Here is an 11717-nt window from a genome sequence, read left to right on the forward strand (position 1 = left end):
GAAGGAATAGATAGATATGGAGAGTATTCCTTTTTTACGTGCTTCAACTGTACCTGTAAGTGAGTATTTGGATGAATTGAAGGAAATTGATACATCTCACATATATACGAATTATGGACCTATAAATCAACGTTTTGAGGAAACAATTATGTCGTCATTTTTTCAAAACAGGGGAGCTGTTACAACAGTAGCAAACGCAACGTTAGGGTTAATGGCGGCTATTCAACTAAAGAAAAGAAGAAAGGGAAAGTATGCTCTCATGCCTAGCTTTACATTCCCTGCGACTGCCTTAGCCGCTATTTGGTGTGGATTGGAACCTTACTTTATTGATATTTCAATAGATGATTGGTATATGGATAAAACCGTACTTTTGCATAAGATAGAAGAATTAAAAGAAGAGGTTGCGATTGTTGTCCCGTACGCCACTTTTGGATCATGGATGAACTTAGAAGAATATGAAGAATTAGAGAAGAAGGGGATTCCGGTTGTCGTAGATGCGGCGCCGGGATTTGGTTTAATGAATGGAGGAATGCATTACGGTCAAGATTTTAGTGGAATGATCGTATATAGCTTTCATGCAACAAAGCCTTTCGGAATTGGTGAAGGAGGGCTCATATATAGTAAAAACGAAGAAGATATACAACGTATTAAAAGAATGGGGAATTTCGGATTTGATAAAAATCGTGAATGTACGATGATGGGGTTTAATTGTAAAATGTCTGAATACGCAGCAGCTATTGGGATTGCGACTATAAAAAAGTGGGATCAAAAATTAAAAGAACGCACTCGTATTTCTGAATGGTATAAACAGTTGTTACAAAATACTGGGTTAATGAAAAAAGGGTGGAAAGTCCAAAAGACAGAAGCAGTTATTCACCAATTTATGCCTATCATTTGTCCAGAAGAAGTTCGCAACATACAAGTAATAGAAGAATTGAAAAAACAGAAAATAGAAGCTAGATTATACTTTTCACCATCTTGCCACCAACAAGTTCTTTTTAAAAACTATAAGTCTACAGATTTAACAAAGACGAATAAAATAGCAAAACGAATCGTAAGTTTACCTTTATGGGAAGGAATGACGAAAGAACTAGTAGAGCAAATTGTAATCTGTTTAGAGCAGAAGGTGGTGTCGGTAGATGAATAGTTTTTATAGTCAAGAAGAACTAAAGGGAATTGGATTTTTATCTGTTGGGAAAAATGTATTGGTTAGTAAAAAAGCAAGTATATATAATCCGAGTGCTATATCAGTTGGCAATCATGTAAGAATTGATGATTTTTGCATTTTAAGTGGTAAAATCACAATTGGAAGTTATTCGCACATATCAGCGTATACAGCGTTATATGGAGGGGAAGTTGGGATTGAAATGCATGATTTTGCAAACATCTCAGCTAAAACAATCGTATATGCAGTACTTGATGATTTCAGTGGAAATACATTAATGGGGCCAACCGTCCCGAATCAATATAGGAATGTGAAAGCAGAAAAAGTTATTTTAAAAAAACATGTGATTATTGGTGCTAATTCTATTATTTTTCCAAATGTAACGGTAGGAGAAGGTACAGCAGTCGGTGCGATGAGTATGGTAAAAGAGAGTTTAGATGATTGGTATATTTACGCTGGAGTTCCCGTAAGGAAAGTAAAACCTCGTCAAAAAAAGATGCTAGAGTTAGAAATTGATTTTTTAAAAAGCATCCATTCTTAACAAAAAAGAATGAATGCTTTTTATTTTTATCCTGCTATTTGCCGATAAAGATTCGACTGGTGAGGGTTAATTAAAGTTTCACTTTATGATAGAGCGGAGTGTATCTTAACTTATTATGTTTTAAATTTTGCTGACCAAGGCAATACTGAGCCATAGTGAATGTAAAGTTGGAGGGCGAGCGTATATGTTTGATGAGGATGGGATTGTTTTAATTATGGAACCAGCTGATGAAAGAAACTTGAGGAGATTTATTTTTTCAGTGCCAAAGTCAGTGTATGAAAAGAAGGGGCTTACATTACACTATGGAACAGCTATAGGACAAGGATATATGGATATAATTGAAGATATTATAAGCGTACATATAGAAATAGATGTTGTAACGATAATAGGGCATGTAAGAGGGTAAATAGCTATTTGAAAAAGGTTATAAACAATTTAGCTAGAAGTTATGTATAGAGAAAATTACAGACAATTATAAGGACGAAGGGGGTCTAAAATGAAAATAAAATCAATTGTATTAGTATTCATAGTTTCAATTGGTTTAATGGGATGTTCAATAGTGGAAGAAGGAAAGAACTCCATAGATTATGCTCAAAAGGCGACAGACTATGTAAATGAAATAAGTGCATTTGCAAATGATGCACCAGCATTAGCAGAAAAGGCCGTTAATGATAGCGAGGCTCGAAAAGAATTAGAAACGAAGCTTAGTGAAATTAAACAAGATATACCCGCATTCAATGAATTAACGCCACCTGATGTAGCAAAGGATCTTCATCAACAAATCGTCGGATATAACGAAAAGTTAAATACGTTAATTGATACGGCGAAGACAAAGATAGAAGAAGGCAAAGTGGATGTAGAGCAATTTAAAAACTCTGAGCTTATGCAGACGGTAGATCAAGTTCGAGATTTGAAAGATAAAGTGCAAAATTTAGGTCAATAGTAAAAAGCTCCGTTTGTGATAAACGGAGCTTTTTGTATAAGTGATTACTTAATAAAATACACCACAACACCCATTAAAATGATAGTATTCCCAATTACTTTTCTTTTCGTTACTTTTTCACCTAAAAAATACCAACCGAAAATTAATATGATGATATAACTTAATGATTCTAATGCAGAGACTTGATTTATTGTCAGTCCCTTTAAGGCGATAATATTGAATCCTGCGTTAAGTACAAATAAAGAGTAACCGATGATTACATATGGATTTACATATTCTTTTAATTTAGAATCATATTGCTGTAAAGTAGCCTTTTTTAATAAAATTTGTGAGTAATTGGCCAATACGATTCCAAAGATCAATAACAACATATAACTATTCATCTTTTGTCACCACCACAATTCCGACGATAATAATAGCCGCACCAAGTAAATGATTCCACTGTATCGTATCTCCAAATAGAACTACTGACCAAAGCATTGACCACAGTATAATAATTCCGCGATGTGAATATGCTTTTGATATTTCGAAATGCTTAATTACTTGTTGCCATAAAATTGCATATCCGAATAAAAGTACAACTAGTCCGAAATAAGCAATAAAAAATGAGATGGAAGCAATGGGAAACTTAGCTGCCCATTTCATGTAAACCACAATGATAGAATATATCAAAAAAGCTACATGTAAAAATACGTAATTTTTAATAGTTGGTTTCATTTATTCACTCTCTTTTACATATAAATATATATTTATATCTATCTTTTCCTAATAATAGATATTGGAACGTATTTTGTTTAATCTTTCACATTCCAAATTATATAGTATCATGGCTTTTATTGTAAAACAATAGAAGCTATGCATTCATTTTTTCCAAGGTTCTACAATATGTATCGTTTTATTTGTTGCATCCAACTTTACTTGAATACCGATAGGCATGGTAATCATTGGATGTGTATGACAACAATCGAAGTCAGCTAGAAAAGGAATTCTTTGATTTTGAAGTACTTCTAATAGTATTTCAAAAGGCTTTCGATTTGTACCACAATCATCAAATTGCTCATGTTTTCCAAGAATGATACCTGAAATTTTATCGAATACACCGTTAATTTTAAGTAATGAAAAGCTTCTTTCAATAGTAGCTGCATCTTTTGAACTGTCCTCAATGAAGAGAATGTCGCCCTCTTGAATATGTGGCATATAGGGGCTACCCAAAATTCCTTGTATCGTGTTTAAATTCCCGCCAATAATACGCCCAGTAGCTTTTCCATCAATTACTGAAATCCAATCGTTTGGTCGAAGTTCTTTCTCCTTCGTCTTTTCTTCCCAATTAATAAATTCATCTGACCAAAATAATGGTTGTTTTATATGATAAGGAAGAGAATGATCATGTAGTAAAGTTTCAGCAAAATATTTGTATGTGCAATCAACAAAAGGTTCAAATTCGCCAAAGGAAGGGACGAGAGCTGGTCCATAAAATGTAGGGATTCCTGTTTTGGCGTAAATTGCTAGTAATAAAGCAGTTGCATCTGAATACCCAATCATTATTTTAGGGTTCTTTAGAAAAGCATCATAATCAATATAAGGTAATATTGAATTTGAATTCATCCCACCAATTGTTGACATAATACAAGAAATATTAGGATTTCTTATTAAGACATTTAGCTCCTCAGCACGCTCTTGTATACTACCAGAACGATAAAAATCATATCGACCTGTTAATGAACCTTCTAATATATGAAACCCTTTCTGTTGTAAGTAAGATTTTGCTCGTTCAAATCTTTTTGGAGAAGTGTAGGTTACTGGTGAAGAAGGGGAGTAGATCCCAATTGTGTCTCCGTATTTTAATGATTTTGGAAGTAGCATTTGTATGAATCCCTTCTATTAAATAGTTTATCTCGCTATTTGACGGGTAGCCCGATTGGGGGGCTGATTAAAGTTTCGCTTTATTTACGAGATTTTATTATTGAATATTCTTACGTTTCAATATTGTAAGTTTAACATAAATAAATTAAAATAATCATTGCTGTACTATGAATAAATATACCTTTTACCTTGACTGTATAAAGGAATTGTTGTTAAGGTTAAATGTGAGCGTATAAAAGGTTTGCTAAAGGAGTTTTGAAATGAATCGGTTAAAATGGGGAAGGATGACAGTCCTATTAGTTATTATTTTAGGGATATGTTGGTTCTTATTCCAAGGAAATCAAAAGAGCATAGCGAATGTAGAGGGACAACCTTTGCAAGTGGCAGAACTACCTAAAGCAGGATTTACTGAAAAAGTAGTCCCGCCAAAGTACATCCCACCAGAAATTAACGCAAAAGCAGCTATGATTATCGATGCGAGTGATGGAGATATTATTTATCAATATAATGAAAATGAAGCTTTTGCACCGGCTAGTATGTCTAAGATGATGACAGCGTATCTCTTACTAGAGAGTATACATAACGGGAAAGTTCGCTGGGAAGATTCAGTAAAAATGAGTGCGAAGGCGGCACAAACAGAGGGAGCGAGAATCCCAGTACAAGTTAATGATACATTAACTGTTAAAGATTTATATCATGCATTAATGATTGAGTCAGCTAATAATTCAGCTGTGGCTTTAGCAGAACATATGGCAAAATCGGAGAAAGATTTCGTTCAGCTTATGGATGCAAAAGCGAAACAGTTAAAAATGTCGGAACATGCTAAATTTGCAAATGCTTCTGGATTACAAGAGCCGGATGGAAGTGAAACAAAAATGACGGCTGCTGATGTAGCGCAATTGGCGTATCATCTTATAAAAGATTATCCGGAAATATTAGAAGTGACTCACTTACGCCAAAGTCAGCTAGCATTTAATAATATTAATGTTATAAGCACAAACGACATGTTAAATAAAAATAATAAAAGTTTATATATAGAAGGAATGGACGGACTAAAGACTGGATTTACAGATAGTGCAGGATACTGTTTTACTGGGACTGCAAAGCAAGGTGATAATCGAATTATTACAGTGGTCATGGGGACATCAAATAAAACAAAACGTTTTACAGAGACAAATAAGTTAATGTCGTATGCATTTGGATTAGTTAATTAAGTAAGTAAAATACGAATCTAGATCGCTACATAAGTAAGACTGTTTGTTGTTACTAATTTTAGATAACAACAAACAGTCTTTTTATTTTTATTTTAAAAAGGAAAAAGCTTCTAAATATAAGTGGTATTATTTGAGTTTGTTTGTTGCTGTGATATTATAAAGTTATAAGCTTATTAATAATAAGTTTGAGGGGCGTAATATGATATATACATATGAAATAGCCTCAATTGAAAATTGGAGGGAATTATGATGGCAAAAGATTTTTACTCAGCAATTGAAGACAGAAGATCTATTTATGCAATTAGTAAAGAGCAAGTAGTTTCTGATGAGAAAATTCAAGAAGTGATTTATCATGCTGTAAAACATACACCTTCAGCTTTTAATTCTCAAAGTGCTCGCGTTGTTGTTTTATTAGGAGAACAACATGATAAATTATGGGATATTACGAAAGAAACGTTACGAAAAATTGTACCTGAAAATAACTTTGCACCTACTGAAGAAAAAATGAATGCATTTAAAAGTGGTTATGGAACGGTTTTATATTTTGAAGACAGTGAAGTAGTGGAAAGCCTTCAAGCTAACTTTGCATTATATAAAGATAATTTCCCAACTTGGTCTCAGCAATCATCAGGAATGTTACAATTTGCAATTTGGACAGCTTTAGAAATTGAAGGGTTTGGTGCTACGTTACAGCATTACAATCCGCTAATTGATGAAGAAGTGAGAAAAGAGTGGGATGTTCCAGAGAATTGGAAACTTATTGCACAAATGCCATTTGGTAAACCGGTAGTACATGCTGGTGAAAAAGAATTCCAACCGCTAGAGGGCCGTGTGAAAATTTATAAATAATTTAAAAAGGTGAACAGGAATATAACCTGTTCACCTTTTTTTATACGTAATAAGGTTTTTTTTGTCTGGCATTTTTCATCTGATTTTTTAATTCATTTTTACGTGTTTCAATAGCTGATACTTTTTGTAATGTTATCATTGAAACGAATTGAATAAAAGCATAGTATAGCTCTATGTTTTTTTGTATTGGATCATCTATTATATTTCTCACAAATATGCCTCCTCTTTTTATTCCAATAAAACTCCGTATTAATGGGCAGCCCGAGTGGTGAGGGTTAATAATTAGCGGAGGATGTATAAAACCCTTACTGATTAAAGTTTCATTTTATAAGGGAATGAAACTTTAATCAATTCGCTAAAATTCTTTTTTATTAAGATATGTATATAATACTATAAATATCCTATAAATTCCATTATGGGAAAAAGAGAACAGTTGATATAGTGTGTGTTTTCTTTAAAGGAGAAATGGCTTTTTTGAAATAAATCTTACAATTCGTCAAATTATTTCAAAATTGTAGATAGTATAGAAATTTAGTTTTCTAAAAATATTATACTATTGATAAATAGAGTGATTTTTGTCATGATGAAAGTATACTTCATGTAAGGAGCTTTATAAGGAAATACATAATGTGGTTTGTATTAGGTTAATAGAATTTTTTATAGAAGATAGAAAAGGGATGTTTTATATTGAGATATTAAATGAAATGTCGAATTTACATGCGATATATGAGAAATTTGAAAAAATCATTGCAAAAACACTATAATTAATGATAAAGTTCACATGAAGTTCACACGTATTTCACTTTGTTCATTTAAAATGAACTCTGTGTGAAAAATAAAACTCTTGCTAAAAAATGGAACTGGATGAATATTTTACTTTGATAATATTGTAAAGTATTAAAGTTTTAAGTTTTTTTTAAGAGGATAGTAGGGAAAGGAAGTAAAGACAACTTATGAAAAAAGTAATTGCAGGTTTAGCAGCAGCTTCTGTAGCTGGCGTTGCAGTTCCAGGAATGGATTCTGCTCATGCACAAGTTTCAAATGAAGCGCTAAAAGAAATTAATGGACAAACTCAAACTCAAACGACTGTAACTGAAACAAAAACTGTAGAAACAACTTCTGAATTAAAATACACAGTAACTGCTGATGTATTAAATGTTCGTTCAGGTGCTGGTACAGGACATAACGTTATTTCTAAAGTGAAATCAGGTCAAGTGCTACAAGTAGTTGGACAAGAAAACGGTTGGTTCAAAGTAAACGTAAATGGTCAAACAGGTTATGTAAGTGGTGACTTCGTAACGACTGGTGGCAAAACAGGAACGACTGTTCAACAAGGAACAGGTACTTACACAGTAAACGTTTCTTCACTTAACGTACGTACAGGCCCAAGTACATCTCATACAGTATTAGGTTCTGTAAACAAAGGTAAAACAGTACAAGTTGTAGGTGAAGTACAAGATTGGTTTAAAATCAACTTCAATGGTGGAACTGGATACGTAAGCAAAGACTTCGTAACAAAAGGTGGTTCTACTGTATCTAACGAAACACAACAACCAACTACAAACAACAATACTACAACAGTTCAAACTGGTGGTTCTTATGTTGTTAACACTGGTGCTTTAAAAGTACGTACAGGCCCAGCTACATACAACGCTGTAATCGGTGGAGTAACAAATGGTAAAGTATTAAACGTTACTGGTGCTGAAAATGGTTGGTACAAAATTAACCATAACGGCCGCACAGGTTACGTAAGTGCAGACTTCGTTAAGTTTGTAAAAGGCGGAGTAAACAACGTTACAAATAACAATAATGTTACAAATAACGTTCAACAACCAGGTAAAGACGTACAAAAACCAACAACAGGTGGAGATACATCTTCAATCGCTGGATTCGCTAGATCTTTAAATGGTTCACCATACAGAACTGCTGGTACAACACCTGCTGGTTTTGACTGCAGTGGATTCATTCACTACGTATTAAATCAAACTGGTCATAAAGGCGCTCGTCAAACAGTTGCTGGATACTGGAGCTCTAAAACAAAAACTAGCAATCCACAACCAGGTGATTTAGTATACTTCCAAAATACTTATAAATCAGGTCCTTCTCACATGGGTGTTTACTTAGGAAACGGTCAGTTCATTAGTGCAGAAACAGATGCAACTGGTGTACGTATTAGTTCTGTAAGTAACTCTTACTGGAGCAAGCACCTATTAGGTTACACAAAAGCATACTAAGAAAAAGTAGTTTTATATACTTTTCGTATAGAGAAAAGGCTTTCCAAGGAAACTTGGGAAGCCTTTTTATAGTTGAATAAATTGGAAGTTTAATAGTTTTTATTTTAACTTTCCATTTAAAAATCGATCATATAAGTCATGGAAATAGTTAGGACGAAATAAGTTCGCTGCATGTCCCGCTAAAGGTATTTCCTTATATAAAACGTTAGGCAAAATAGATTTCAAATCAAATAGACAAGATTTATAGAGATGATCATGCTCTCCCATTACCCATAGTATAGGGTGAGGAAGTGATTTTAATTTAGATTTTAAATCGAATTCTAACCGATGTCGTAATGACTGGGCAATTATGGATGAATGTAATTGTAATCCGAAACGGTAGTAAATATTTCTTGAAATGACTGCGAACGGATTTGCTTTTAATATACCGCTTGGAAAAATAGTATTTGCGTATTGAGAGAGCCATTTAGAGTATTCATCTCCTCGCTTCTCCCAAAAATTTTGAAATACATTATATAAACGAGAAGGGTTATTGTAATGTCCTCCAATATGACAAATACTTAATACTTTTTCTGGATGCATTTGCGCAAAAATTGTAGAGATGTAACAGCCGTAACTTAGCGCACAAATATGAGCTTTTTTAATACCTTCTTGTTCGTATAAGTTTAATAATTGATCTACGAGGCGCTGTAATGAAAAGTCGATTGCTTCACCTTTATCATCACCGTGACCTAATAAGTCATAAGTTATAATGTTGTAGGAGGCGGAAAATCGTTTTTGCTCTTTTTTGAAGGCGCGACGATTGCCAACTAATCCATGAATAAAAATAATTGTTTCCTTTTCAGAATGTATATTTGTTTGCAAAAAGGATACTCCTTTCACTAACTGGAGATTTATATCGTGTTTTAAATTATTTATCTATAATTTACATAGAATAATATTAAGTACCAGGTAATAATATCAGATGTTTATATCTGTTGTAAAGATGAGTTTTTATGTATATTTTGTAAAAATAGAAAAAGTGTGTTTACATTCAGTTTACATTTGTATCGTATTCTAATTTTAGAAAGAACAGTTTTGTTTAACATGAGGAGATGAACAGGAATGGAAGTTAGAAATGAAATAAAGAAAAAAGGGAGTTGGAGGCAGTTTTTACGCCTTATTCAAGATACAAATCCTCCGAAAGGAATTTTAGTATTTGCGTTGTTAATGAGTTTGCTTTCTACGGGAGCGAGTTTATTTATTCCTATGCTGACAAAAGGATTAGTAGATAATTTTTCGCTTTCTTCAATTAGTGCAGGACAAATTGTTGGGTTAGTTGCTTTCTTTGTAATGCAAACTATTGCGGCAGGGTTGTCTATATATTTACTAAATTATATTGGGCAGAAGATTGTAGCGGGACTAAGAGAACGTTTGTGGAAAAAGGTACTTATCTTGCCGGTATCTTATTACGATCAAAATAGAACAGGTGATACTATTAGCCGTATGACGAATGATACAGGTGTTGTGAAAACGTTAATTTCTGAGCATTTGTCAAACTTATTAACAGGTGGTATTTCAATTGTTGGATCGTTAATTGTATTATTTGTTTTAGATTGGAAAATGACTGCGTTACTTTTAACGGTTATTCCGTTGTCTGTGTTAATTTTAGTTCCACTTGGAAGAAAAATGTATAAGATTTCAAAAGCGCTTCAAGATGAAACTGCATCTTTTACAAGTGTGTTAACGCAAGTGTTATCAGAAATTCGTTTAGTGAAATCTTCAAATACAGAAAAGAGAGAATATGAAACGGGTAATACAGGCATACAAAAGTTATTACAATTTGGTTTGAAAGAAGGAAAAGTGCAAGCATTAATTTCGCCAGTTATGTCGTTTGTTTTAATGGCACTACTTGTTATTATCGTAGGATATGGCGGGATGCGAGTTTCTAGCGGTGCATTAACAACCGGTGAACTTGTAGCGTTTATTTTGTATTTAGTTCAAATTGTAATGCCAATGAGTCAATTATCTATGTTCTTTACACAATTCCAAAAGGCAATTGGTGCAACGGAAAGAATTAGTACGATTTTAGAATATGAAGTAGAAGATCATGAAACTGGTGTGAAAGTGACAAATGCTAAGCAACCGATTGTTCTTGAAAATGTACATTTTGAGTATAACGAAAAAGAGCAAGTTTTGAAAAATATTGATTTCACAATTGAATCTGGAAAAGTGACAGCGATTGTAGGACCGAGTGGTAGTGGGAAAACAACGTTATTCTCATTACTGGAACGTTTTTATGAGCCAACTAGTGGTGCCATTAAATTAGGGGAAGAATCAATTACGAGTTATTCATTACAGTCATGGCGACGTCAAATCGGTTACGTATCACAAGATAGTCCGTTAATTGATGGAACGATTCGTGATAATATTTGTTATGGTGTCGAGGGCGAAGTAACGGATGAAGAAATTGAAAAAGTAGCAGCAATGGCATATGTTGATGCATTTATTCATGACTTACCAAAAGGTTATGCAACAGAAGTTGGAGAACGCGGTGTGAAGCTTTCTGGGGGACAAAGACAGCGAATTGCCATTGCCCGAGCGTTACTTCGAAATCCGCAAATTCTTATGCTAGATGAGGCGACTTCAAGCTTAGATAGTAAATCTGAGTCTGTCGTTCAAAAAGCGTTAAATAACTTAATGAAAGGCAGAACAACGTTAGTGATTGCGCATAGACTTTCTACTGTTGTAGATGCAGATAAAATTATCTTTATTGAAAAAGGGAATCTTACAGGTAGTGGTACGCATGATGAATTATTACAGACGCATGATATGTATCGTGAGTTTGCAACGCAGCAATTGAAAATTAAAGAGGGTGCATTATAAAATGAATCATCAGTGGGATTTTACTCCACTGATGATTCATTTT

Annotated in this window: 13 protein-coding genes; 8 read left to right on the forward strand and 5 right to left on the reverse strand. The window is 33.6% G+C overall.

Annotated features, from left to right (window positions below; translation table 11 throughout):
* Window positions 1-16: 16 nt before the first annotated feature.
* From NST86_RS09525 to NST86_RS09540, 4 genes are all read left to right on the forward strand, one after another.
* Window positions 17-1147 (forward strand): DegT/DnrJ/EryC1/StrS aminotransferase family protein, encoded by a 1131-nt coding sequence (locus NST86_RS09525; protein ID WP_000443945.1) that lies wholly within the window; start codon window positions 17-19, stop codon window positions 1145-1147.
* The gene (locus tag NST86_RS09530; protein ID WP_001084167.1) at window positions 1140-1706 is read left to right on the forward strand and encodes an acyltransferase; all 567 of its coding nucleotides are present in this window, start codon (window positions 1140-1142) and stop codon (window positions 1704-1706) included. Before NST86_RS09525 ends, NST86_RS09530 begins: the two co-directional genes overlap by 8 nt.
* A 184-nt stretch (window positions 1707-1890) precedes the next feature.
* Window positions 1891-2112 carry a hypothetical protein gene (locus NST86_RS09535; protein ID WP_000459099.1) on the forward strand — a complete coding sequence of 74 codons (222 nt, stop codon included), beginning with the start codon at window positions 1891-1893 and terminating at the stop codon, window positions 2110-2112.
* A 90-nt stretch (window positions 2113-2202) separates the two neighbouring features.
* A complete protein-coding gene (locus NST86_RS09540; RefSeq protein ID WP_000695229.1) occupies window positions 2203-2649 on the forward strand; it encodes a DUF6376 family protein in 447 nt (148 codons plus the stop codon).
* Window positions 2650-2693: 44 nt separating this feature from the next.
* Here NST86_RS09540 and NST86_RS09545 read toward each other — a convergent pair whose 3' ends face one another.
* The 3 genes from NST86_RS09545 to NST86_RS09555 form a co-directional block, all read right to left on the reverse strand.
* Window positions 2694-3032, reverse strand: coding sequence for an EamA family transporter (locus tag NST86_RS09545; protein ID WP_001089876.1), 339 nt, complete (start codon window positions 3030-3032; stop codon window positions 2694-2696).
* On the reverse strand, window positions 3025-3366 hold the full coding sequence (locus NST86_RS09550; RefSeq protein WP_000805132.1) for an EamA family transporter: 342 nt from the start codon (window positions 3364-3366) through the stop codon (window positions 3025-3027). The genes NST86_RS09545 and NST86_RS09550 overlap by 8 nt, the downstream gene beginning before the upstream one ends.
* 144 nt (window positions 3367-3510) lie before the next feature.
* Entirely contained in the window at window positions 3511-4512 is a 1002-nt protein-coding gene (locus tag NST86_RS09555) for a S66 family peptidase (protein WP_000926316.1), read from the reverse strand.
* A gap of 260 nt (window positions 4513-4772) precedes the next feature.
* Between NST86_RS09555 and NST86_RS09560 the strand changes: the two genes are divergently transcribed.
* Window positions 4773-5726 carry a D-alanyl-D-alanine carboxypeptidase family protein gene (locus tag NST86_RS09560; RefSeq protein WP_001080873.1) on the forward strand — a complete coding sequence of 318 codons (954 nt, stop codon included), beginning with the start codon at window positions 4773-4775 and terminating at the stop codon, window positions 5724-5726.
* 246 nt (window positions 5727-5972) lie between these two features.
* Window positions 5973-6575 carry a nitroreductase family protein gene (locus tag NST86_RS09565; RefSeq protein ID WP_172797035.1) on the forward strand — a complete coding sequence of 201 codons (603 nt, stop codon included), beginning with the start codon at window positions 5973-5975 and terminating at the stop codon, window positions 6573-6575.
* Window positions 6576-6615: 40 nt separating this feature from the next.
* Here the strand turns inward: NST86_RS09565 and NST86_RS09570 are convergent, their stop codons facing one another.
* Window positions 6616-6786: a DNA mismatch repair protein MutT gene (locus NST86_RS09570; protein ID WP_227593131.1), complete on the reverse strand. Its 171-nt coding sequence runs from the start codon at window positions 6784-6786 to the stop codon at window positions 6616-6618.
* A 742-nt stretch (window positions 6787-7528) separates the two neighbouring features.
* Here NST86_RS09570 and entFM point away from each other — a divergent pair.
* On the forward strand, window positions 7529-8809 hold the full coding sequence (gene entFM, locus NST86_RS09575; protein ID WP_061664154.1) for an enterotoxin EntFM: 1281 nt from the start codon (window positions 7529-7531) through the stop codon (window positions 8807-8809).
* Window positions 8810-8908: 99 nt separating this feature from the next.
* On the opposite strand, the gene NST86_RS09580 is transcribed toward entFM, so the two are convergent.
* Window positions 8909-9673 (reverse strand): alpha/beta fold hydrolase, encoded by a 765-nt coding sequence (locus NST86_RS09580; protein ID WP_001194306.1) that lies wholly within the window; start codon window positions 9671-9673, stop codon window positions 8909-8911.
* Between the two features lie 240 nt (window positions 9674-9913).
* Between NST86_RS09580 and NST86_RS09585 the strand changes: the two genes are divergently transcribed.
* Window positions 9914-11674, forward strand: a complete 1761-nt coding sequence (locus NST86_RS09585; protein ID WP_193533238.1) for an ABC transporter transmembrane domain-containing protein — start codon at window positions 9914-9916, stop codon at window positions 11672-11674.
* Window positions 11675-11717: the final 43 nt, after the last annotated feature.

Origin of the sequence: Bacillus sp. FSL L8-0199 (assembly GCF_038005705.1) — a bacterium.
Classification (GTDB): domain Bacteria; phylum Bacillota; class Bacilli; order Bacillales; family Bacillaceae_G; genus Bacillus_A; species Bacillus_A cereus.